Here is a 21,798-nt window from a genome sequence, read left to right on the forward strand (position 1 = left end):
GTATTGAGACTCACGAGGGCTGCCGGCAGGTGTAGAGGTTCATCGCCGGCAGTCACTCCAAACGATCTTTGCACTACGAAAGAGACACACCATGGCTGGACAAAGAATCAGAATTCGTTTGAAGGCGTATGACTACCGCGTGCTGGACACGTCTACCGGCGAGATCGTCGAGACGGCAAAGCGCACCGGAGCTCAGGTCGCCGGACCCATTCCTCTGCCGACGATGAAGAACAAGTACTGCGTTCTGCGCTCGCCCCACGTCGACAAGAAATCCCGTGAGGCATTTGAGATTCGCACCCACAAACGTCTCATCGACATCCTTGAGCCGACCCAGCAGACCGTAGACGCGCTGATGAAGCTCGATCTGCCTGCGGGCGTCGACGTCGAGATTAAGACCGTTCAGAAGTAGTTCACGCACGACTAACCCGGCAGTGCTGCTGCAGTCCGAACAGCATGATGAGGAAAGGAAATTGAAATGTCAGTAGTCGGAATTCTCGGTAAAAAAATTGGCATGACCCAGTTGTTCGATGACCGCGGCGACGTTCACCCGGTTACCGTGCTCAAGGCTGGCCCCTGCGTCATCACTCAGCTCAAGACTCTTGCGAAGGACGGCTACGAGGCTGCTCAGATCGGCTACGTCGACTTCATCAAGGCCTCCAAGGTGAACAAGGCCATGACCGGCCACTTCGCAAAGTCAAACGTTCCCCCTGTTCGGATGATCAAGGAAGTCGGCCTCGAGGCCGTCAAGACGGTCGAAGGCGAAGAGAAGGTCGTCGCCAAGGCTGGCGATCGCATCCTCGTAGACATCTTCTCCGACGAGAAGTTCGTTGACGTCATCGGCACCTCCAAGGGTCGCGGCTTCGCTGGTGTTATTCGCCGCCACGGCTTCGGCGGTGGACCCAAGTCTCACGGACACATGTTCCAGGTGCAGGGTTCGATCGGGGCCTCGTCCTTCCCGTCTCGCGTATTCCCCGGTCAGCGTATGCCTGGCCATATGGGTCACGCGCAGATCACGGTTCGCAACCTTCGCATCCGCGGCATCGATCTGGAAGATAACCTCCTCCTCGTCGAAGGCGCAGTTCCGGGACCACGGGATGGATACGTCCTCATTTCTAAGGCTAAGGCTCCGCCGCGTGAGCGTCGTGGCTTCGCTGGAAGCACCACTCTCGATCCGTTGAAGGCTTCGAAGAAGGCTGCTCCGAAGAAGAAGTAAAGAAACCAAACAGAGCGGCTCTAGTTTTGGCCTCGAACCGCCTGTAAACAAAGTTTTGGCCCGCCGCATCGATGGCGGGCACGAAGAGAGAAGGACGATGGCAAACATCAACGTAGTAAATCTCGGTGGAACCAAGGTCGGTGAGTTCGAACTCGTCGACGAGATCTTCGCCGGTGAAATCAACGATGCGCTCCTCTGGGAGTCGGTCAAGCACTATCGTGCTGCCCTCCGTCAGGGAACCGCCGCCACCAAGACCCGTAAGAACGTCTCCGGCGCTGGCAAGAAGCTCTGGAAGCAGAAGGGAACCGGTCGCGCTCGCGTCGGCTCCATCCGTACTCCACTCTGGCGCGGCGGCGGTACGGTCCACGGACCTCAGCCTCGCAGCTACGAGTATGCCTTCCCGCAGAAGAAGCTGATGGGCGCCCTGCGCTCTGCTATCGCAGCTAAGATCGCCGACGGTAAGTTCACCATTGTCGACTCGTTCGAAGTAGCCGAAGCAAAGACCAAGCTCTTCCGCACCGCACTCAACAAGCTCGAAGCCGGCAAGACCACTCTGCTTGTCGAGTCCAGCCGCAAGCTGGACGAGAAGCTCTACCTTGGTTCGCGCAATCTTGACGGTGTCGAGCTTGTGCTCAGCTCTGAGGTTCACCCCTACGATCTGCTCCGCTACGAGCATGCCATCTTCTCGAAGGATGCGATCGAGGCCCTGCAGGATACGCTCAAGAAGTTCGTTTCCAAGCGCAGCAAAGCCGCCGCGCAGAAGGAGGTTGCGTAATGCCAACTCTCTATACCGTCATTCGTCGCCCCCTCATCACCGAGAAGGGCATGACCGTCAAGGAGACGCAGAACACCCTCGTCTTCGAGGTCGCCCTCAAGGCTACCAAGACCGAAGTCAAGCAGGCCGTCGAGACGCTCTTCAAGGTCAAGGTCACCGGTGTTCGCACCGCGACCGTCGAAGGCAAGGAGCGTCGCCGTGGAAAGTTCTCCGGCTACCGCCCCGACTGGAAGAAGGCTTACGTTCGCCTCAAAGAGGGCGAGAAGATGCCGGAATACCTCAACAGCCTGTAACCGCGAGCAGCCACTAGACTCAGCCGCACGTATCAGATATCAGGAACCGAAGCGCAGCAGGGAAGCCAGCCGCGCGGGCAAGGAATAAGACGATGCCGATCAAATCATTTCGACCGATTACACCATCCCTCCGCTTCGCGACGAAGCTCGTCAACGACGACATCACGACGGATACGCCGTACAAGCCTCTGCTCGCGGTCAAGCAGCGTACCGGCGGACGTAATAACGCCGGTGGCATGACCATGCGTCACCACGGTGGCGGTCACAAACAGAAGCTTCGCCTCATCGACTTCAAGCGCGATAAGTTCGGCATCCCCGGCACTGTTGCTACCATCGAGTACGATCCCAACCGCAGCTCCCGCATCGCGCTCATCAACTACGCGGACGGCGAGAAGCGCTACATTATCCAGCCGGTTGGCCTCACCGTCGGCCAGTCGATCATGAGCGGTCCGGACGCTGACATCCTCGTCGGCAATGCCCTTCCTCTGAAGAGCATCCCCTCCGGTACGACCGTGCACAACATCGAGCTTCGTCCTGGTAAGGGCGCGCAGATGGCCCGCTCCGCTGGCGCCGCTGTTCAGCTCGTCGCCAAGGAAGGTGACTACGCTCTGCTCAAGCTGCCCTCGGGCGAGACCCGTAAGGTGCTCGTCGAGTGCATGGCCACTATCGGTCAGGTCGGCAACACCGACCACGAGAACGTCACCATTGGTAAGGCGGGACGTAATCGTTGGAAGGGTATTCGTCCTTCTAACCGGGGTGTCTCGATGAACCCTGTCGATCACCCGCACGGTGGTGGTGAAGGTAAGACCTCGGGCGGACGTCACCCGGTTACCCCCTGGGGTCAGCCGACTCGTGGTTACAAGACTCGTAACAACAAGCGCACCGATGTATTTATCGTCAAGCGCCGCACCAAGTAAGAAGAAGCAATTCGGCAAAGTTTTAGTTTTCGGATCTTTAGCAACACCAAGTCTCGCAAGCAAGAGATTCGTCGTATCCAGCATCGCAACAAAGAAAGTCGGAGCTCAGCACAATGTCACGTTCAGCGAAAAAAGGTCCTTTCATCGACGAGCACCTCATGTCCAAGATCACCGGCATGAACCAGATCAACGAGAAGAAGGTCCTGCGCACTTGGTCCCGCCGGTCCACGATCCACCCGGACTTCGTCGGTCACACCATCGCCGTTCACAATGGCCGCAAGTTCATCCCGGTCTACGTGACGGAGAACATGGTCGGCCACAAGCTCGGCGAGTTCTCGGCCACCCGCACCTTCAAGGGCCACTCCGCACGCGCTGCTGAGACCTCCGCGAAGCCAAAATAAGAGCTTCATAACAAGATCTTTGCATTTTCGATTTTAGGAAGAAGAAGTCATGGCTAAGACAGTAGAAAAAATTCGAGAGTTCCGCGCCGAGGCGAAGTTCCAGCGCACCAGCCCGCAGAAGGCCAAGCTCGTCCTCGACCTCATCAAGGGCCTCCGCGTGGAGCAGGCGCTCAACACCGTCCACTTCAGCACCAAGAAGATGGCTCCGGTCATCGAGAAGGTCCTCCGTTCCGCGATTCAGAACGCCAACTACGTCTCGCAGGAGCAGGGTCTGGATGTCGATGTCGACAACCTCTACGTCCGCACCGCGATCGCGAACGAAGGCCCGCGCATGAAGCGTATCCGTCCTGCCCCAATGGGTCGCGCGTTCCGCTATCAGCGCAGGATGGCTCACATCATCGTGACGGTCGCGGAAAAGACCTCAGAAGCCTCGCAGAGCGCCTCGAAGGCAGATACTACCGCCGCCCCGGTCGCGAAGAAGGCCGCCAAGAAAACTGCCGTCAAGTCCGCAGCCAAGAATCCGGCCGCGAAGAAGGCAGCCTCCAAGAAAGCCGCGAAGTAAGCGGAGTTCTTGTAAACTTAAAGTTTTGCAATACTGCCCGCCGGCTCAACCGGTATCGGGCACGGAGTAAAGGGAAGCTATGGGACAGAAAGTCCATCCGTATGGGTTTCGCCTCGGCATCAATAAGCCGTGGAAGTCACGCTGGTTCGTAGAGCGCGGCTATGACAAGCTGCTGGTCGAGGACGTCAAGCTCAAGGCTGAGCTACGCGAGAAGCTGAAGGCAGCCGGCGTCAGCTCCGTCGAGGTCGAGCGTCCAGGCAACAAGCTGCGTCTGATCATCCGTACCGCACGTCCGGGAATCATCATCGGCCGTAAGGGCGCCGAGATCGACAAGCTCAAGGCCGACATTCAGAAGCGTACCAGCCGTGAGGTCTTCATCGATATTCTCGAAGTCAACAAGCCTGAGCTCGATGCCCAGCTTGTCTCCGAGAACATCGCCCTCCAGCTCGAGAAGCGCGTCAGCTTCCGCCGGGCCATGCGCAAGTCGGTCGACTCCGCTCTCCGCTTCGGCTGCAAGGGAATCAAGGTCCGCGTCTCCGGCCGTCTCAACGGCAACGAGATCGCTCGCTCAGAGTGGTACTTGCAGGGCCGTCTGCCGTTGCACACGCTGCGCGCCGACATCGACTACGGCTTCTCTGAGGCTCACACCACCTACGGGATCATCGGCGTCAAGACATGGGTCTATCGCGGCGACATCTACGAGCAGAAGAAGCGTCGCGACCAGGGCGTTCCTACCAGCGCGTTCGCATCGTAATTTTTCCCCGGCCTTGCCGGAGTTTTCAGGGGAGCCAAGCCTCCCCGATAGAGTGAAGAGGGTTTTCTTATGTTGATGCCAAAGAAGGTCAAGTATCGCAAGCAACAACGCGGTCGTATGTGCGGCAAGGCGTGGCGCGGATCCGATCTCTCGTTCGGCGACTTCGGCCTCAAGGTCATGGAGTGCGGTTACATCACCGACCGCCAGATCGAGGCCAGCCGTATCGCCATGACACGTTTCATTAAGCGTGGCGGAAAGGTATGGCTGCGTCTCTTCCCGGACAAGCCCATCACCAAGAAGCCTGCCGAAACCCGTATGGGTAAGGGTAAAGGCGCTCCGGATCACTGGGTCGCCGTTGTTCGACCCGGCAAGATCCTGTTCGAGATGGAAGGCGTTACGCCCGAGTTGGCTCGTGAGGCCATGCGTCTCGCGTCCCACAAGCTCCCGCTTAAGACCAGCTTCGTTATGCGCCACGACGTCAAGGCGACCGTTGCTGCCAAGTAGTATCTACAAGTTTGAAGGAAGATAACCATGGAACTCGAAAAGATCCGCAATCTCAGTGACGAAGAGCTCATCAAGCAGCAGGCCGTAGCCGGCGAGCAGCTCTTCCGTATCCGTTTTCAGAAGTCGCTCGGCAATACCGAGGGTCTTAAGAAGCTGCGCACTCTGAAGCTCGATATCGCACGCATTCAGACCGTCGCCCGCCAGCGCACCCTCGCAGCCGACAAGGCAGCGAATCCGGTCGTTGCTAACGTCGCCCCGGCCAAGAGCACACGCACCGCCCGCAAGAAAGCGAAGAAGGTCTAATTATGGCAGACACTACCAACACCCCCGTAGCTGCGTCCTCCGAGACTCCAGCCTCCCGTCGTAACGAGAAGGTCGGGCTCGTCGTCTCCACCAAGATGCAGAAGACCATCGTGGTCGAGATCGAGATGCGCAAGGCTCACCCGAAGTACAAACGCGTGCTCAAGTCCAACAAGAAGTTCTATGCCCACGACGAGCAAAACTCCGCTCGCGTCGGTGACGTCGTCCGCATTCGCGAGGCCCGTCCGCTCTCCAAGCTCAAGCGCTGGTCGCTTGAGGAGATCGTTCGCCGCTCCTCGCTCTCGCTCGCCGACGACAAGAAGGCAGCCGCTGCGGCGGAAGCCAAGTAATTCGGTCGGTGCCATGCAGTTCGGCACCAGCCAGGTAACACCCAGATTTCACGCCGGGCCCATGCCCAGGCCGCATTACCAGGAGAATAACGATGTCAGTACAAATGAGAACGATGCTTGACGTGGCCGACAACTCCGGCGCCCGCAAGTTGCAGGTGATCCTGCCTCTCGGTGGTGGACTTGGCAAGAAGGCCGGCCTCGGCGACGTCGTCACCGCCGCGGTCAAGGAAGCCTCCCCCGATGGCACTGTAAAAAAGGGTAAAGTAGTAAAGGCTGTCATCGTCCGTACCCGCAAGGAATACCGTCGCCGGGACGGCACCTACATCCGCTTCGACCAGAACGCCGCTGTCGTGATCAACGATGCGAACGAGCCGGTCGGAACCCGTGTCTTTGGACCGGTCGCCCGTGAGCTTCGCGAGAAGAAGTTTCTCAAGATCGTCTCCCTCGCCCCCGAAGTCATCTAGTCTTTCGCCGTCGCCCTCGGGCGGCGCCAAACCGGAGTCCGGCTCCGTGGTCGCTTATTAGAGGACATCCTCTGCTGCTACCGGTTCGTCGAGAAAAAGAGAGAATCATGGCAAGCTTCAAGATCAAGCGCAACGATAAAGTCGAAGTCATCGCAGGCAAAGACAAGGGCAAGCAGGGTCGCGTTCTCCGCGTCATCGCGGAGAAAGACCGTCTCCTGGTTGAAGGCGTCATGATGGTCAAAAAGCACGTCAAGCCCAACCCTCAGCGCAACATCAAGGGTGGCATCGCCGAGCAGGAATCGACGATCCATATCTCGAACGTGATGTTGCTCGACGCCGAAGGTAATAAAACTCGCGTCGGCTTCCGCATCGAAGGCGACAAGAAGGTTCGTTTCGCGAAGTCCAGCGGCAACTCGATCGCTGAGAAAAAGAAGTAAGGCTTCAAAGAGTATACGGATGAGGTTTTGTTAGCTAAGACCTAATCCCTAACCTCTAATCCCTGAATAAAGGTTCACCCCACGAAACGGTACCCACTCCGGAACCGTGGAGAAAGCGAAGAGCAATCATGGCAGCACGTTTTAGAGAGAAGTACGACACTGAGATCAAGCAGTCTCTGGCCAAGGAACTCAACATCACGAATACGATGGCGATTCCCAAGCTGGAAAAGATCGTCATTAACATGGGCCTCGGCGAAGCCACCCAGAACGTCAAGATCATGGATCCCCTGGTCGCCGACCTTGCTGCGATCGCCGGTCAGAAGCCTGTAACCACCAAGGCCAAGAAGTCCATCGCCGCTTTCAAGGTCCGCGAAGGTATGCCGATCGGCGCCATGGTTACCTTGCGTGGCGACAAGATGTATGAGTTCCTCGACCGCCTCATCTCGATCGCTCTTCCTCGCGTTCGCGACTTCCGTGGTGTCTCCTCGAAGAGCTTCGATGGCCGCGGCAACTACACCTTGGGCCTGCGCGACCAGCTCATCTTCGCCGAAATCGATTACGCCAAGGTGGACAAGCTCAAGGGTATGAACGTCACCATCGTTACCACCGCGAAGGACGATAACGGTGCCCGCGCTCTCCTCAAGGGATTTGGTATGCCCTTCCGCGTCGGCGCATAAAGAATTCAAATAGAATTAAGACTTACAGATAGCGAGCACAAAACATGGCAACTACCGCAAAACGCGTCAAAGATGCAAGACCCCCGAAGTTCAAGTCCCGCCAGCACAACCGTTGCCAGCTCTGCGGTCGTCCTCGCGCGTTCCTGCGCAAGTTCGGCTGCTGCCGTCTTTGCTTCCGTTCTCTCGCGCTCAAGGGCGAGATTCCGGGCGTCGTCAAATCGAGCTGGTAAGACTTTAGCTACGTCTGCTGATAGGATAGAGCTACCAATCGGCTACTCCAGAGACCTCATTCGAGCTCACGCTTAGGATGCAGCAGTCTGGAAGCACCGCAACAGCATCACCGCAGTAACATCCCCGCTGGTTCTCTCGAGAGATACTCGTGAGCGAACGGGGGATGAAGGAGAATGAATGAACCTCACCGATCCTGTAGCAGACTTCCTGACCCGCATCCGTAACTCTATCCGCGCCCGTCACCAGAAACTCGACGTGCCTGCCTCCAAGCTGAAGGCCGAGATCGCCCGTATCCTCAAAGAAGAGGGCTACATTGCGAACTACAAGCCCACGGAAGAGAACGGCATGAAGGTCATTCGCGTCTACCTCAAGTACGGCCCGAACAACGAAGCCGTAATCCGCGACCTGCAGCGCGTCTCTCGTCCCGGCTGCCGCGTATACCTCGGCCGCGATGAGATTCGCCGCGTACAGGGCGGTCTCGGCATCTCCATCATGACCACCCCCAAGGGCGTCATGACCGGCCGTCAGGCCCGCCGCGAAGGTGTTGGCGGCGAGATCCTCTGCGAAGTCTGGTAGTTCGATCCTGGAATTTGAACTCGAACTGATTCGTGGTGCCTTGGCTCTACGAATCAGTCGCAATAAAAAGGGGCTTTGCCCCGGGCGCTAACCCGCCAGGCTGCAGTGGAACAGGTCTCAACCCTGCGACTCGCAAGCCATAGAAAAGGATTCATCATGTCCCGTATTGGCAAAAAGCCGATCCCCATGCCTGCCGGCGTCAAGTACACCGTAAGCGAGAACGGCAACACTGTCCTGGTCGAAGGGCCGAAGGGCAAGGTCACTGCCATGCTCCCCGGCGGAATCACGCTGGTCCAGAAGGACGGCCATCTCATCGCCGAGCGCGAGACCGATAAACAGGCAGCCTTCCACGGCCTCGCCCGCGCACTGGTCTTCAACGCCGTTACCGGAGTGACCACCGGCTGGACGAAGGATCTCGACATCGTCGGTATTGGTTACCGCGCGGAGCTCAAGGGCAAGGGAATGGTCGTCTTCACCCTCGGCTACTCTCATCCCATCGAGTTTCCCCTGCCTACCGGCATTGACGTTACCATCGATCCCAAGCAGACCCACCTGACTATCTCCGGTATCGACCGGCAGAAGGTGGGCCAGGTCGCCGCCGACATGCGTTCGCTTCGCAAGCCCGATCCCTACAAGAACAAGGGCGTCCGTTACACCGGCGAGAAGCTCAAGAAGAAGGTCGGAAAGACCGGAGCCAAGTAATCAATCTGCGGGGCAGAGTTTTGAGGATCTTGGTATCCTTAATTCTCCGCCCCGCACAACGTATCAATCACCGAACGTCGTCAGCACTCTGGCGACGCCACTAGGAAGGAAAGCGAACCATGATCAATCCCCGTCAACGCAATGTCATCCGCCAGCGCGTTCACACGCGCATCCGCGAGAAGATGTCCGGCACCGCCGAGCGTCCCCGCCTCAACGTCTATCGCTCGCTCAACCACATCTACACCCAGCTCATCGACGATCTCAACGGGGTAACCATCGCCTCCGCCTCGTCTTTCGGCAAAAAGGGTGTAGAGAAGGTCTACGGCGGCAACGTCGCGGCAGCCGCTGAAGTCGGCAAGCTCATCGCTCAGCGCGCTCAGGAAAAGGGCATCAAGAAGGTCGTATTCGATCGTGGCGGCTATCTCTACCACGGTCGCGTCAAGGCTCTCGCCGACGCCGCCCGCGAAGCGGGTCTCGACTTCTAGTCCAGCCTTACCAAGATTCTCCCGGCGCCCGGAGCGGGTAGCCAGAAAGCGACACAAAGATTATGGTCACCAAGAAAAAGATCGACGCGAATCGCCTCAACCTCAAGGACGAGGTTGTCTCCATCAATCGCGTCACCAAGGTCGTCAAGGGCGGTAAGAACATGTCCTTCGCCGCGCTCGTCGTCATCGGAGATCCCGGTGAAGGCATCGTCGGCTACGGCTCGGGCAAGGCCAAGGAAGTTCCCCAGGCCATCCGCAAGGGCATCGAAGCTGCCAAGAAGAACCTGCACAAGGTCAACCTCACTGAGACCACCATTCCGCACCAAGTACTTGGTCACTTCGGCGCCGGTCAGGTTATGCTCAAGCCCGCTGCAGAGGGTACTGGAGTCATCGCCGGCAAGACGGTTCGCGCCGTCATGACCGCCGCTGGCATCCAGAACGTGTTGACCAAGTCTCTTGGCACCGCGAACCCCCACAACGTTATCAAGGCCACCTTCGACGCTCTCATTCAGCTTCGCAACAAGGCCGAAGTAGCCGCCCTGCGCGGTAAAGCAGTGGAAGAGCTCTAAGCTCAACCCTGTTCCAAAAGATCCAGAGGAGCTCTATCATGGCTGACACCAACGCTATCGCCAAAATCAAGCTGCAGTACTTCCGTTCCAAGATCTGCACCCCGGTCAAGCACAAGCTCGTCATCAAGGGCCTCGGCTTCACCCGTCTCAACCAGATCGTCGAGCGCGAAGACACCCCTTCCGTCCGCGGCATGGTCGCCAAGGTGCCGCACTTGGTCCGCGTCGTAAACTAATCTCTGTGCCAGGGCGTAACCTTAGCCCACTAAAATGCGAGTCGCTGGACCAACGAGTCCACCGGCGTTAAGCGAGGAAACACAATGGCAATTCGTAATCTCTCCAACCTCCGCGCCCCCAAGAAGGCGAACGAAAACAAGAAGCGTGTCGGCCGCGGTATGGGCTCCGGCATGGGTAAGACCTCTACCCGCGGTCACAAGGGCCAGGGTTCGCGTTCGGGCTCTAGCCTCATGCGTGGCTTCGAAGGCGGCCAGATGCCCCTTCACCGCCGTCTGCCCAAGCGCGGCTTCACCAATATCTTCCGCGTCGAGTACCAGGTCCTCGGTCTCGACCGCATCGCCGAAGTCGTAGAGGCTGATTCCGCAAACTCCGAACTGACGCTGGAAAAGATCGTCTCCCTCGGCCTGCTTCGCAAGAAGAATGGTTTGGTCAAGGTCCTCAACAACGGCGAACTCAAGTCCGCTGTTACCGTCCATGCACACAAGTTCTCCGCTTCCGCGAAGGAAGCCATCGAGAAGGCTGGCGGCAAAGCCATCCTCATCGGCGGCGAATCAGTAGCAGCCTAGCTCGCTCCTCTGGGACCGGATGGAGTACAGTCTCCATCCGGTCCTCTCTAGCATCAGGGGCTCCGGCCCTGGTCTCACCGATTTCGATCGAGGTCTACACCGATGTTCGAGAAATTCGCCAACATCTTCCGCATCCCCGACCTCCGCAAGCGCGTCCTCTTTACGCTTGGGTTGCTGGCTGTGTACCGTCTGGGCTCCTTCATTCCCACCCCAGGCATCAACGCCGATCTGCTCGCGCAGTTCTTCAATCAGAACTCCAGTTCGTTGCTCGGCCTCGGCGACCTCTTCACCGGCGGAAACCTTCGCCGCCTCACCATCTTCGCTCTCGGCATCATGCCGTACATCACCGCCTCCATCATCTTCCAGCTGCTCACCGTCATCTATGAGCCGCTCGCGAAGCTCCAGAAGGAGGGCGAGCTCGGCCGCCGCAAGATCACCCAGTGGACCCGTTACGTCACGGTCCTGCTTGCCATTGTCCAGTCCTTCGCCATCGCGCTGACCCTTACGAACACCGCCACCGGCTCGCCGATGGTCACCATCCCTCGCGGCGCCTTCATCCCCATGTGCGTCCTGACCCTCACCACCGGTACGGCCTTCATCATGTGGCTGGGTGAGCAGATCACCGAGCGCGGTATCGGCAACGGTATGTCGTTGCTCATCTTCACCGGTATCGTCGTAGGTCTACCACGCGGTATCCGCGAGCTCTACGACAAGGCCACCACCGCTGCATGGGGTGCCTTCACCCCCGTCGCCATCGTTCTGCTGGTCGCTGGTATGGTCGCCGTCGTTGCCTTCATCGTCTACGTCGAGCGCTCAGAGCGTCGCATCCCTGTTCAGTACGCCAAGCGAATCGTCGGCCGCAAGATGATGGGTGGTCAGTCGACCCATCTGCCCCTCAAGGTCAACTCCGGTGGCGTCATGCCGGTCATCTTCGCCAGCTCGATCCTCTCTGCGCCCTTGCTGCTCTCTGGCATGACCTTCTTCGGCAGCCCCAAGCTCTCCGACACCACCTTCTTCGGCCCGATCCTTCGTGCCATCGCCCCCGGTGAGCCCTGGTACGAGATCCTCCAGATCGCCGCGATCATCTTCTTCGCCTACTTTTACATCTCCATCGTCTTCCGTCCCGACGACATCGCCGACAACATGCGCAAGTACGGCGGCTTCATCCCGGGTATTCGCCCCGGCAAGCGTACCGCTGACTTCATCAACGACGTCCTCACCCGCATCACCCTCGTCGGCGCGGCTTACCTTATCATCATCACCATCATCCCCACCTTCCTCATCAGCGGTATTCATTTCAATCACCTCCCGCTGATCGGTGGGATCTTCGATAAGCTGCCGACCTGGACCACCAATGGCCTTGGCGTAAACTTCTACTTCGGTGGAACCTCGCTCCTGATCGTCGTCGGCGTTGCCATGGACACCGTCCAGCAGATCGAGTCACAGCTCATCATGCGCCATTACGACGGCTTCTCTCCCAAATCTGGCCGCATCCGCGGTCGTAAGAGCTGGTAAAGAAGTCCTCCAACAAGATTCTGCTTCATGCTTCACTTGGAATTGATACATTGACCAACTCCGCAGCACAGACGCAACCGGCCCCGGCAGACACCACCTTCCTGCCCGGGCCGGTTCTCCTTCTCGGAGCCCCCGGTGTCGGCAAAGGCACCCAGGCTCAACTCCTGATGGGACGCTTCCGTATCCCCCAGATCTCCACCGGCGACATCCTCCGCAGCAACATCGCGAAGGGAACCAAGCTCGGGAAAGCCGCAAAAGACCTCGTCGACGCCGGACAACTAGTCTCCGACGATCTGGTCAATGAGATGGTCGCCGACCGCCTGGCCGAATCCGACACCGAATCTGGCTACATCCTCGATGGCTTCCCCCGGACGCTCAATCAAGCCATCTGGATCGATAATCATCTGGCCGGCGCCAAGATCGCGCTTCCCATTGTTGCCGTTCACATCACGGTCAGCTATGACGAGCTTCTCCACCGAATCACCGGCCGGCGTACCTGTCCGGGCTGCAAAAGCATCTATAACGTTTTCTCGAACCCTCCTAAGTTGGAAGGGAAGTGTGATATCGAGGGCGCGGAACTCGTTCAACGTCCAGATGATACCGAGCCAGTCTTCATCGAACGGATGAAGACCTTTGAGGCCCAGACCGCCCCCGTCATCGAACACTACCGCTCTCAGGGCCGATTTCGGGAAATAGACGGCGATCAACCCGTAGAATCGGTAACAGGGGCCATCACCGCCGCCCTTCGATCCCTTCGAGCCACCTAACAGTTTGCTTTCTAACCCTAGACCCTATCACTGCTAAATGGCTATTCTCATCAAATCCGCCGCCGAGATCGAAAAGATGCGCATCTCTGGCGCTATTCTCCGCCAGGTCCACAACACCATCGCGCCTCACGTCGTGCCGGGTGCCTCCACAATGGACCTGGAGCGCATTGCCGTCGCCAAGATAGCCGAACTTGGTGCTATCGCCGCATTCAAGGGCTACCACGGCTTTCCCGCCGCTCTCTGCACCTCGGTCAACAACGAGGTCGTCCACGGCATGCCCAACGAGAAGCGCATCCTCAAAGAGGGCGACATTCTCTCCATCGACTGTGGCTGTATCGTCGACGGCTTCTACTCCGACGCTGCCGTCACCTATCCCATCGGCAAGGTCAGCCACGCCACCCAGAAACTCCTTTCCGTCACCCAGGCCTCCCTCGAAGCCGCCATCGAGCAATGCCAGGTAGGCGGCCGCCTCGGAGACATCTCCGCCGCCGTCCAGGATCTCTGCGAGGCCCAGGGCTTCGGAGTCGTCCGTGAGTTCGTCGGTCACGGCATCGGCCGCGCCATGCACGAAGATCCCCAGGTCCCCAACTTCGGACCCGCCGGCAAAGGCCCCCGCCTCAAGGCCGGAATGGTCCTCGCCATCGAGCCCATGATCAACGCTGGCAAGCCCGAAGTTCGTGTTCTTCCCGACGGTTGGACCGCCGTAACTGTGGATGGAAGTTACAGTGCCCACTTCGAGCACACCGTCGCCATCACGAAAGATGGGCCCCAGGTTCTCACTCGCTAGGAATTTACCGCAAAAGTGGGTTATGATAAGAGGTACTCTGCGCTCAGCGTGCAGAGTTTTTTAAGGAAAAGGTTTTATCGGAATAAGGGGTCTAAAGACCCTGGACCTCCAAAGGAGAGCGTTTGTCGAAGGAAGATGCAATTGAAGTAATGGCGGTCGTCGTTGAGACCCTGCCGAATGCCATGTTCAAGGTCGAGCTTGAGAACAAGCACCAGGCCCTCGCTCACGTCTCCGGGCGCATGCGCAAAAACTTCATTCGCATTCTCCCCGGCGACCGTGTCGCGATTGAGCTCAGCCCATACGACCTCAACCGTGGCCGCATCGTCTACCGGTACAAATAAGCAAAAGCTTTAGCTTTTGTTCTTATTTCCGTTGTAGACGCCTCATCTCAAACGATTTGTCATCCTGAGCGCTATCAAAGGGCTGATATCGCCTTTGTCGTGCAATGAATGCCATGTAGCAGCATCAAGCTGAGCCTCGGGCCATGAGCCCTTGGCCTGGCAGTCCAGAAGGGAATCACCATGAAGGTCCGTGCCTCAGTAAAGAAGATCTGCGACAAGTGCAAGGTGATTCATCGCCGTGGCGTCGTTCGCGTCATCTGTGAAAACGCCAAGCACAAGCAGCGCCAGGGCTAAAGAGTCCCGGTCATTTCGGCCCCACCGGGCTAGTTAGCCGAAGTCAAGGCTTGCGTTGAACCCGGCGGAATCACCGTAAACCTTTCACCCGCTTCCCGGCCAGTCCCAGAAGCCCAACACAAAGGAACCCCATGGCACGTATTGCTGGAGTCGATGTCCCTAACAACAAACAGGCGCGCATCGGACTCACCTACATCTTTGGTATCGGCGACTCTCGCGCCGCCAAGATCCTCGCGAAGGCGGACATCGATCCCATCGTGAAGATCGGCACGCTCGACGAAGAGCAGTTGAACCGCATCCGTCAGGTCATCGAAGCTGAGGGCCAGATCGAAGGCGATCTCCGCAAGGACATCTCGCTCAACATCAAGCGCCTCATCGAAATTCAGTCCTACCGTGGCCTTCGTCATCGTCGTTCGCTTCCCGTCCGCGGCCAGCGCACCCACACTAACGCTCGTACCCGCAAAGGCCCCCGCAAGGGAACCGTCGCCGGTAAGAAGAAAGCGACGAAATAAGCCATGGCCAAGACTCAGAACACCAAGGGCGCAGCAAAGCCCGGCAAGAATAAGAAGTTCAAGAAGCGCGAGCGCAAGAATGTTCCATTCGGCCTCGTCTTCATCCAGGCTTCTTTCAATAACACCATCGTCACCATCACCGATCAGGTTGGCAACACGCTCTCCTGGAAGTCCTCCGGCTCGCTCGGCTTCCGCGGCTCCCGTAAGGGAACCCCGTTTGCGGCGCAGCAGGCGGCCGTCGGCGCTGCCAACGCAGCGCGCGACCATGGCGTTCGTTCGGTCGATGTGCGTGTCTCCGGTCCCGGCTCCGGCCGCGAGTCCGCGATCCGCGCCCTCGCCACCACCGGCATCGAGGTTCGCAGCATCCGGGACGTTACGCCGATGCCGCACAACGGCTGCCGTCCTCCCAAGCGCCGTCGCGTCTGACGTCTTCTCTTTCGGCTTCCCCTCCAGTGGTCGTCTCACTGGAGGGATTCGCCTGTAACCGCAACAGGATCGCGACTGAAGCGCTGCCAGCGTGTAAAACGATCGTCACCCGAAGTTGGATTTAGGAGCAATACCATGGCACGTTACACCGGACCCGTCTGCCGCCTCTGCCGCCGCGACGGAACAAAACTCTTCCTCAAGGGAGCCAAGTGCTTCTCCGAGAAATGCCCCGTAGAGAAGCGCAACTTCCCACCAGGCCAGCACGGTCAGTCCAAGAAGGTAAAGAAGGTCGTAGGCTACGGTCTGCAGCTCCGCGAGAAGCAGAAGGCCAAGCGCATCTACTTCACCCTTGAGACTCAGTTCCGCGCCTACTACCAGAAGGCCTCCAACAAGACCGGTGTCACCGGCGAACTCCTGCTCCAGCAGCTTGAGACCCGCCTCGACAACGTTGCCTACCGCCTCGGCTTCGCACTCAGCCGCCGCCAGTCCCGCCAGGTCGTCCGTCACGGTCACATCACCGTCAACGGCCGCAAGGTAAACATCCCCTCCTTCCAGGTCAAGGTCGGCGACGAGATCGCCATCCGCGAAGGCTCCAAGGCCCTCGTCCTCCTCGAAGAGGCCAAGAACTTCGCCGCCGGTCAGAGCTCTGTTCAGTGGCTCGACATCAATCGCGACAACCTCTCCGGCAAGGTCATTGCTCTGCCGAAGCGTGAGGACGTCAACCTGCCCGTCAACGAGCAGCTCATCGTCGAACTCTACTCGAAGTAATCGTAGCGTTCCTCGAGACAAAGATTTGTCATCCAGGTGCAGCGGAGATATCTTTCCTCTGCACCGAAGATGTCAAAGCACCAAGAGGTTTGCTGGTCCCGGATCCTTAGGCTCTAGTCCTTCCTCTCTACAACTTAACCGCAACCGATTCACCCGCCAGTCCGCAGAATGCATCGCGGCTAGGACGGATAAGGAGAAACACATGCTTTGGAGAGGTTTTCAAAAGCCCAAGCGTCTTGCAGTCGACAACGAAACACTCACCGAAAACTACGGTAAGTTCAGCGCGCAGCCCTTTGAGCGCGGCTTTGGTACCACCATCGGCAACGCCCTTCGCCGCACTCTGCTCTCCTCGATCGAAGGCGCTGCTGTAACCGCCGTCCGTATCGAAGGCGTGCTGCACGAGTTCCAATCCATCACTGGCATCGTTGAAGACGCGACCGACATCATCCTCAACCTCAAGCAGATCCCGTTCAAGCTCAACGGCGAAGGCCCCAAGGCCCTCTACCTCCGCGCCGACCAGGCCGGCGTCATCACCTCCGGCTCCATCGAGGCGGATGGCGACGTTGAGATTCTCGACAAGAACGTCTACATCTGCACCGTCTCCGAGGGTGGCAAGATCGACATGGAGATGCGCCTCAAGCGCGGCCGCGGCTACATCTCCGCCGACAAGAACTTCGATGCCGATCTCGGCCTCGGCTTCATCCCCGTGGACTCCGTTCACTCGCCCGTCCGCAAGGTCAACTACCTCGTTGAGGCCGCTCGTCTCGGTCAGATCACCGACTACGACAAGCTCACCATCGAGATCTGGACCAACGGCACCGTACTCCCGGCAGACGCGCTCGGCCTCTCCGCCAAGCTCCTCAAAGACCACATGACCATTTTCATCAACTTCGAAGAAGAGATGGAAGCCGGTCACGATGGCAGCCACGACGGTCCCGCCCTGCGCAACGAGAACCTCAACCGCTCCGTCGAAGAGCTCGAGCTCTCCGTACGCAGCTACAACTGCCTGAAGAACGCCAACATCGCCACCATCGGCGAGCTCATCCAGAAGACCGAAGCCGAGATGTTGAAGACCAAGAACTTCGGCCGCAAGTCCCTGAACGAGATCAAGGAAATCCTCGCGCAGATGGGCTTCTCCCTCGGTATGAAGATCGACGAGAACGGCAACCCCGTCCCAGGACCCACCTCGGTCCTGCCGGCAGCCACTCTCGCCGCCAGCTTCGGCAACTTCGACGACGACGATGAGGACGAAGACGAGGACGAAGATGACCTCGACCTCGCCGCCACCGAACCCGAGAACTTCTAGTCCAAAGGTGAGGGGTTGGTTAGAGATAACGAATTCTTCACCTTTAGCTTTGCATTATGGCAGAGTCTTATCGCGACCTTCTTGTCTGGCAACGTTCGATCCAGCTTTCTTTAGCGATCTACAGGCTCACCATAGGTTTTCCGAAAGAAGAGCTGTTCGGCCTCACGAGTCAGATCCGTCGGGCCGGCGTATCGGTAGCAAGCAATATCGCAGAGGGGCATGGGCGCCTATCTACCGGGGAGTACAGGCAGTTCCTCGGAATGGCCCGTGGTTCGAATGCAGAAATTGAAACACAGCTAGTAATAGCTAAGGAATTGGGCTACGGAAACACCCAAGTGCTGAACGAAGCAGAAGGTTTGGCGGGAGAAGTAGGAAAGATGTTAAACGCTCTCCTCAAACGCCTCTAGCTCGTCATCGCTTGCTAATCCCTAACCACTAATCCCTAATCCCTGTAGTTCCGATGCGCCACAAGGCGTCATCGAAGGAGATTACACCATGCGTCACCGTAATGCAGGATTCAAACTAGGCCGCAACACCAGCCATCGCCGCGCCATGCTGCGCAACCTCGTCACCTCCGTCATCCTTATGGACCGCGTGGAGACTACCATCACCAAGTGCAAGGCCACCCGGCCCATCATCGAGAAGATGATCACCCTCGGCAAGCGCGGCACCGTCCACGCCCGTCGCCAGGCTGCTGCCTATCTCATGACGCCCGAGTCCGTCGATCGTCTCTTCGGCACCGTCGCACCCCGTTACAGCGACCGCCAGGGCGGCTACCTCCGCATCACCCGCACCGGCCCCCGCAAGGGTGACGCCGCCGAGATGGCCTTCATCGAACTCCTCGGAGCCGAGCACGAACTCAACGAGAAGGCACAGAAACGCGCCGAAGCCCGCACCAAGAAGCGCGAAGAGCTCGCCAAGCAGTTGGAAGAGCGCAACCCCGGCGAAGCGCCGGATCCCAACGCCGAAGCATAGACCTCACAGCATCGCATCAGTCAAAAAGGTACGGCGCAAGCCGTACCTTTTCTTTGTTCCATCCGAAACCGAAATGCTACGCCTTAACCCGAAATCTCAACTCCACCATGCAGCATCGCGCGATTCTTACCCGCCCGCTTCGCCGCATACAAAGCCTCATCTGCCAGCGCGACCAGCTGCAGCCCATTCACGAGCGACTCGTTCATAGCCGCCATCCCAATACTGACCGTCATCCGCTCGTTGTTCCACTGCTCTTCCGCCACCCGTTCCATAAGGCGCCGCGCCAGCCCCAGAGCACCCTCTTCGCCGCTCTCCGGAAGCAACACGATAAACTCTTCCCCACCATATCGGGCGGGCAGATCCGGCAGCCTCACCGTCGTCCGCAACAGCATTCCTAGCTTCTGCAGCACATCGTCGCCTGCGGCATGCCCGTACCGGTCGTTGATCTGTTTGAAGTTGTCGACGTCCAGCAGCAGCACGGCCAGCTCCCGCCTCCGCCGTCGTGCCATGGAGAACTCCGTCACCAGCCGCTCCTCAAACGCCCGCCGGTTCTTCAGCCCGGTAAGCACGTCCGTCACCGCCAGCTTGCGAAGCTTCTCGTTAGCCCCCTCCAGCTCCAGGTGGTAGCGCTCCAGCTCAGATTTGCGGGCTACCTCTTCCGTCACGTCCACCGCAACTCCGGCCAGCATGACGTTCCCCGCCGAATCGTGACAGGGAAACTTGAACGATCGCCACGTCGAGCTCGTTCCATCCGCCCCGCGAATCCGCTCCTCGGTCTCTACCATGCGCCCGCCCGCCATCACCTCCAGGTCGTGCGATCGCGCCGAACGCGACAGGTTCGGCGACCACAGCCGCTCGTCCGTCCGTCCCAGCCACGTATACTCGCCCACGCCAAACCGCTTCGCAAAGCTCTTGTTGTAGAACAGCAGCCGCCCCGCCGCGTCTTTGATGTAGCTCAGGAAAGGACTAGCGTTCATGAACGCTCGGAACAGCTCCTCGCTGGCGTTCAGGCTCGCAATCGCCTTCTCCTTCTCCTTCAGGGCCTCTTCGAGTTGTCTCCGCTGCATTCGCAGCTCAAGCCGAGCACTCGCCTGGCGCCCCAGCACCTGCAGCGCACCCTCTTGCTCCACGCTCAACATGCGCGGCACGATATCCATCACGCACAGCGTCCCCACCGGCTGACCCTCCGCGGTATGCAGTGGCATCCCCGCAAAAAATCGGATCGAAGGTTCGGCGGCTACCAATGGATTCGTTGAAAATCGAATATCGATGAGCGCATCTTGGACGACAAACAACTCCGTCTGCCGGATCGTGTAGGCGCAAAAGGCAACCTCTCGGGGAGTCTCTTCCAGCTTGAATCCGTCCGACACCCGGAACCACTGCTGCCGCTCATCCAGAAGAGTCAGGAAGCCCACCGGCGTTCCACAGATCGTCGCTGCAAGACGAACGATTTCGTCGCACTCCGCCTCCGGCGCAGGATCTAGCCCCCCGTGGGTCCACTGCGATCTAAACCTCGCATCTTCACTCTCTACCCGGCGTAAAGTCATCAAGCACCATCAATCGTTACAGTTAGAACATCCTTGAGGATATCCTGTCACTTCTATGTTTGTGAAATTGCAATAATCATACTCCGTGCACGCACTATACACAGATCTATCGTCGCTGTCCTTTATTTTCTGAAACTTGCGGCCTTACTTGAGCGATTTTTCCCGTTGCGCCGAATCTTCCATTCCCAAAACGACACAAAATCGCCTCAGTTCGATCGGTCCTCAAGACTCATGTCTGTAGCGCCACTGACGCTACTTTTGTTCCTGCTGGAAGTCCTTGGCGTTTCCAATCGTGCCTGAAGGGGTCTGCACTTTCTGCCACACGTCCCATCTGAATGGTCCAGGTCTCAGGAGAAAAATACTGTCTCTCTGTGAGACGAACGCCGTCATCAAACGAAGCAATAAGAGGCTTTTTATCTTTATAGATAGATGCCAAACAGAGCCCCATCTTTGCTTACTGGGTTATCTTTCCTTTGTCTCCGCCGGGACTTTCTAAGCCAAATCATTATTTTCATAACTCTTAAAGCCATCCTGAACCTGCGGTACTTCTCGCCTATTTCAGCAGCGACAGCCCTGATAACAATCTCCTTGCCCTCACCGCGTGGCCCGCAAAGTTAGGAATAAAGCAAGGGCTGGGGATTTACTCTTTGGAAAGACAGACCCAAGCCATAGGGCTTTGATAGGCATCCCCAAGAGAGCAGAGTAATCGACGATGAGCAAGACTCTATTGATCACTGGCGCAGCCGGCACGATCGGTACAACGACGGCACAATACTTCCTTCAGCAAGGTTGGAACGTGGTGGCAACGGCACGAAATTCAGACAAGCTAGGCACATGGGCCCAATCGCCAAATGTTGCGGTATTGAGCCTTGATGTGACGAATGAACAGTCCGTCGCCTCGGCGGTCCGCGAAGCAGAACGAAGCTTCGGTTCGATCGACGTGCTCCTCAACTGTGCTGGAGTGGGCTTCGGTGGCCCCCTTGAGGCGACCTCTACCCAGCAGTTCGAGCAGCACTTTCAGACGAACGTATTTGGATTGGCACGCGTCATTCGAACCATGCTGCCGCTGTTTCGCAGACAGAGGCACGGCACGATTATCAATATGTCTAGTGTCTCGGGCCGCTTCGGTCTTCCTTTTTTATCGCCCTACAACGCCGGAAAGTTTGCGGTAGAAGGTTTGAGCGAATCACTTCGCTTTGAGCTGCGTCCATTAGGCATCAAGGTAAAGTTGATAGAGCCTGGCGGCATTAGGAGCACGTTCAGCCCGGTATTTGTACGCCACGAAGCTTACGAACCGGATCTCTCGGCCGTAATAGAACGTGTAAGGCGACCCGACCCCACATTGCCTGGACCAGAGCCAGTCGCCAAGCTTATATGGCGGGCTGCTACCGACGGTTCACAACGGCTCCGCTATAAGGCTGTGACGAAAGGGGCTCTTGCCATCAACAGAATTCTCTCAGAGGAGCTCTGGTACCGCTTAATCCAGAAATCGTTCAATCTGAAAAAGAGCAAATAGGAATGCGTACGCGGAGGGAAGGCCAAACCAAATC

At 58.1% G+C, this 21,798-nt stretch carries 33 protein-coding genes and 1 pseudogene; 33 read left to right on the forward strand and 1 reads right to left on the reverse strand.

Annotated features, from left to right (window positions below):
* The first annotated feature begins 91 nt into the window (after nucleotides 1–91).
* The 32 genes and pseudogenes from rpsJ to rplQ form a co-directional block, all read left to right on the forward strand.
* On the forward strand, nucleotides 92–409 hold the full coding sequence (gene rpsJ, locus HB393_RS09085; protein ID WP_013581294.1) for a 30S ribosomal protein S10: 318 nt from the start codon (nucleotides 92–94) through the stop codon (nucleotides 407–409).
* Between the two features lie 66 nt (nucleotides 410–475).
* The gene (gene rplC / locus HB393_RS09090; RefSeq protein WP_213804866.1) at nucleotides 476–1,213 is read left to right on the forward strand and encodes a 50S ribosomal protein L3; all 738 of its coding nucleotides are present in this window, start codon (nucleotides 476–478) and stop codon (nucleotides 1,211–1,213) included.
* 97 nt (nucleotides 1,214–1,310) lie between these two features.
* A complete protein-coding gene (gene rplD, locus HB393_RS09095) occupies nucleotides 1,311–1,988 on the forward strand; it encodes a 50S ribosomal protein L4 (protein WP_213804867.1) in 678 nt (225 codons plus the stop codon).
* Complete coding sequence (locus HB393_RS09100; RefSeq protein WP_213804868.1) at nucleotides 1,988–2,281, forward strand: 50S ribosomal protein L23; 294 nt, start codon at nucleotides 1,988–1,990, stop codon at nucleotides 2,279–2,281. The genes rplD and HB393_RS09100 overlap by 1 nt, the downstream gene beginning before the upstream one ends.
* 92 nt (nucleotides 2,282–2,373) lie before the next feature.
* Complete coding sequence (gene rplB / locus HB393_RS09105) at nucleotides 2,374–3,198, forward strand: 50S ribosomal protein L2 (RefSeq protein ID WP_213804869.1); 825 nt, start codon at nucleotides 2,374–2,376, stop codon at nucleotides 3,196–3,198.
* A gap of 113 nt (nucleotides 3,199–3,311) precedes the next feature.
* The gene (rpsS, locus tag HB393_RS09110) at nucleotides 3,312–3,599 is read left to right on the forward strand and encodes a 30S ribosomal protein S19 (protein ID WP_213804870.1); all 288 of its coding nucleotides are present in this window, start codon (nucleotides 3,312–3,314) and stop codon (nucleotides 3,597–3,599) included.
* Between the two features lie 49 nt (nucleotides 3,600–3,648).
* Complete coding sequence (gene rplV / locus HB393_RS09115; protein ID WP_213804871.1) at nucleotides 3,649–4,161, forward strand: 50S ribosomal protein L22; 513 nt, start codon at nucleotides 3,649–3,651, stop codon at nucleotides 4,159–4,161.
* Between the two features lie 79 nt (nucleotides 4,162–4,240).
* Nucleotides 4,241–4,915 (forward strand): 30S ribosomal protein S3, encoded by a 675-nt coding sequence (rpsC, locus tag HB393_RS09120; protein ID WP_213804872.1) that lies wholly within the window; start codon nucleotides 4,241–4,243, stop codon nucleotides 4,913–4,915.
* A gap of 69 nt (nucleotides 4,916–4,984) precedes the next feature.
* Nucleotides 4,985–5,419 carry a 50S ribosomal protein L16 gene (gene rplP, locus HB393_RS09125; protein WP_213804873.1) on the forward strand — a complete coding sequence of 145 codons (435 nt, stop codon included), beginning with the start codon at nucleotides 4,985–4,987 and terminating at the stop codon, nucleotides 5,417–5,419.
* A 27-nt stretch (nucleotides 5,420–5,446) separates the two neighbouring features.
* Nucleotides 5,447–5,722: a 50S ribosomal protein L29 gene (gene rpmC, locus HB393_RS09130; protein ID WP_213804874.1), complete on the forward strand. Its 276-nt coding sequence runs from the start codon at nucleotides 5,447–5,449 to the stop codon at nucleotides 5,720–5,722.
* A gap of 2 nt (nucleotides 5,723–5,724) precedes the next feature.
* Nucleotides 5,725–6,069 (forward strand): 30S ribosomal protein S17, encoded by a 345-nt coding sequence (gene rpsQ, locus HB393_RS09135; protein WP_213804875.1) that lies wholly within the window; start codon nucleotides 5,725–5,727, stop codon nucleotides 6,067–6,069.
* Nucleotides 6,070–6,161: 92 nt separating this feature from the next.
* Entirely contained in the window at nucleotides 6,162–6,533 is a 372-nt protein-coding gene (rplN, locus tag HB393_RS09140; protein WP_158790617.1) for a 50S ribosomal protein L14, read from the forward strand.
* 107 nt (nucleotides 6,534–6,640) lie between these two features.
* Nucleotides 6,641–6,970, forward strand: a complete 330-nt coding sequence (rplX, locus tag HB393_RS09145; protein WP_213804876.1) for a 50S ribosomal protein L24 — start codon at nucleotides 6,641–6,643, stop codon at nucleotides 6,968–6,970.
* 128 nt (nucleotides 6,971–7,098) lie between these two features.
* On the forward strand, nucleotides 7,099–7,647 hold the full coding sequence (rplE, locus tag HB393_RS09150; RefSeq protein WP_213804877.1) for a 50S ribosomal protein L5: 549 nt from the start codon (nucleotides 7,099–7,101) through the stop codon (nucleotides 7,645–7,647).
* Between the two features lie 44 nt (nucleotides 7,648–7,691).
* Complete coding sequence (locus HB393_RS09155; protein WP_213804878.1) at nucleotides 7,692–7,877, forward strand: type Z 30S ribosomal protein S14; 186 nt, start codon at nucleotides 7,692–7,694, stop codon at nucleotides 7,875–7,877.
* Nucleotides 7,878–8,055: 178 nt separating this feature from the next.
* Nucleotides 8,056–8,454, forward strand: a complete 399-nt coding sequence (gene rpsH / locus HB393_RS09160) for a 30S ribosomal protein S8 (RefSeq protein ID WP_158790620.1) — start codon at nucleotides 8,056–8,058, stop codon at nucleotides 8,452–8,454.
* A gap of 156 nt (nucleotides 8,455–8,610) precedes the next feature.
* On the forward strand, nucleotides 8,611–9,156 hold the full coding sequence (rplF, locus tag HB393_RS09165) for a 50S ribosomal protein L6 (protein ID WP_213804879.1): 546 nt from the start codon (nucleotides 8,611–8,613) through the stop codon (nucleotides 9,154–9,156).
* A 119-nt stretch (nucleotides 9,157–9,275) separates the two neighbouring features.
* On the forward strand, nucleotides 9,276–9,641 hold the full coding sequence (gene rplR, locus HB393_RS09170; RefSeq protein ID WP_213804880.1) for a 50S ribosomal protein L18: 366 nt from the start codon (nucleotides 9,276–9,278) through the stop codon (nucleotides 9,639–9,641).
* Between the two features lie 62 nt (nucleotides 9,642–9,703).
* On the forward strand, nucleotides 9,704–10,210 hold the full coding sequence (rpsE, locus tag HB393_RS09175; RefSeq protein ID WP_213804881.1) for a 30S ribosomal protein S5: 507 nt from the start codon (nucleotides 9,704–9,706) through the stop codon (nucleotides 10,208–10,210).
* Nucleotides 10,211–10,266: 56 nt separating this feature from the next.
* The gene (rpmD, locus tag HB393_RS09180) at nucleotides 10,267–10,443 is read left to right on the forward strand and encodes a 50S ribosomal protein L30 (RefSeq protein ID WP_345945136.1); all 177 of its coding nucleotides are present in this window, start codon (nucleotides 10,267–10,269) and stop codon (nucleotides 10,441–10,443) included.
* An 84-nt stretch (nucleotides 10,444–10,527) separates the two neighbouring features.
* On the forward strand, nucleotides 10,528–11,010 hold the full coding sequence (rplO, locus tag HB393_RS09185; RefSeq protein WP_213804883.1) for a 50S ribosomal protein L15: 483 nt from the start codon (nucleotides 10,528–10,530) through the stop codon (nucleotides 11,008–11,010).
* 102 nt (nucleotides 11,011–11,112) lie between these two features.
* The gene (gene secY / locus HB393_RS09190) at nucleotides 11,113–12,525 is read left to right on the forward strand and encodes a preprotein translocase subunit SecY (RefSeq protein ID WP_213804884.1); all 1,413 of its coding nucleotides are present in this window, start codon (nucleotides 11,113–11,115) and stop codon (nucleotides 12,523–12,525) included.
* Nucleotides 12,526–12,575: 50 nt separating this feature from the next.
* Nucleotides 12,576–13,292 (forward strand): adenylate kinase, encoded by a 717-nt coding sequence (locus HB393_RS09195; RefSeq protein WP_213804885.1) that lies wholly within the window; start codon nucleotides 12,576–12,578, stop codon nucleotides 13,290–13,292.
* A 37-nt stretch (nucleotides 13,293–13,329) separates the two neighbouring features.
* Nucleotides 13,330–14,079, forward strand: coding sequence for a type I methionyl aminopeptidase (gene map / locus HB393_RS09200; RefSeq protein ID WP_213804886.1), 750 nt, complete (start codon nucleotides 13,330–13,332; stop codon nucleotides 14,077–14,079).
* Nucleotides 14,080–14,201: 122 nt separating this feature from the next.
* Nucleotides 14,202–14,420 (forward strand): translation initiation factor IF-1, encoded by a 219-nt coding sequence (infA, locus tag HB393_RS09205; RefSeq protein WP_013581270.1) that lies wholly within the window; start codon nucleotides 14,202–14,204, stop codon nucleotides 14,418–14,420.
* Nucleotides 14,421–14,600: 180 nt separating this feature from the next.
* Nucleotides 14,601–14,714: a 50S ribosomal protein L36 gene (gene rpmJ / locus HB393_RS09210; protein WP_013581269.1), complete on the forward strand. Its 114-nt coding sequence runs from the start codon at nucleotides 14,601–14,603 to the stop codon at nucleotides 14,712–14,714.
* Nucleotides 14,715–14,845: 131 nt separating this feature from the next.
* Nucleotides 14,846–15,226, forward strand: coding sequence for a 30S ribosomal protein S13 (rpsM, locus tag HB393_RS09215; protein WP_213804887.1), 381 nt, complete (start codon nucleotides 14,846–14,848; stop codon nucleotides 15,224–15,226).
* 3 nt (nucleotides 15,227–15,229) lie between these two features.
* A complete protein-coding gene (gene rpsK, locus HB393_RS09220) occupies nucleotides 15,230–15,652 on the forward strand; it encodes a 30S ribosomal protein S11 (protein ID WP_179585612.1) in 423 nt (140 codons plus the stop codon).
* 135 nt (nucleotides 15,653–15,787) lie between these two features.
* Nucleotides 15,788–16,420 carry a 30S ribosomal protein S4 gene (gene rpsD, locus HB393_RS09225; RefSeq protein ID WP_213804888.1) on the forward strand — a complete coding sequence of 211 codons (633 nt, stop codon included), beginning with the start codon at nucleotides 15,788–15,790 and terminating at the stop codon, nucleotides 16,418–16,420.
* A 202-nt stretch (nucleotides 16,421–16,622) separates the two neighbouring features.
* Nucleotides 16,623–17,726 (forward strand): DNA-directed RNA polymerase subunit alpha, encoded by a 1,104-nt coding sequence (locus tag HB393_RS09230; protein ID WP_213804889.1) that lies wholly within the window; start codon nucleotides 16,623–16,625, stop codon nucleotides 17,724–17,726.
* Nucleotides 17,727–17,782: 56 nt separating this feature from the next.
* Nucleotides 17,783–18,133: a four helix bundle protein gene (locus tag HB393_RS09235; RefSeq protein ID WP_213804890.1), complete on the forward strand. Its 351-nt coding sequence runs from the start codon at nucleotides 17,783–17,785 to the stop codon at nucleotides 18,131–18,133.
* 88 nt (nucleotides 18,134–18,221) lie between these two features.
* Nucleotides 18,222–18,569 (forward strand): annotated as a pseudogene (gene rplQ / locus HB393_RS09240) (50S ribosomal protein L17); the annotation flags it as partial.
* A 215-nt stretch (nucleotides 18,570–18,784) separates the two neighbouring features.
* On the opposite strand, the gene HB393_RS09245 reads toward rplQ, so the two are convergent.
* Nucleotides 18,785–20,248 (reverse strand): diguanylate cyclase, encoded by a 1,464-nt coding sequence (locus HB393_RS09245; RefSeq protein WP_213804892.1) that lies wholly within the window; start codon nucleotides 20,246–20,248, stop codon nucleotides 18,785–18,787.
* A 712-nt stretch (nucleotides 20,249–20,960) separates the two neighbouring features.
* Between HB393_RS09245 and HB393_RS09250 the strand changes: the two genes are divergently transcribed.
* Nucleotides 20,961–21,764: an SDR family oxidoreductase gene (locus HB393_RS09250; protein ID WP_213804893.1), complete on the forward strand. Its 804-nt coding sequence runs from the start codon at nucleotides 20,961–20,963 to the stop codon at nucleotides 21,762–21,764.
* Nucleotides 21,765–21,798 lie beyond the last annotated feature (34 nt).

Source organism: Granulicella sp. dw_53 (assembly GCF_018449545.1).
GTDB lineage: Bacteria > Acidobacteriota > Terriglobia > Terriglobales > Acidobacteriaceae > Edaphobacter.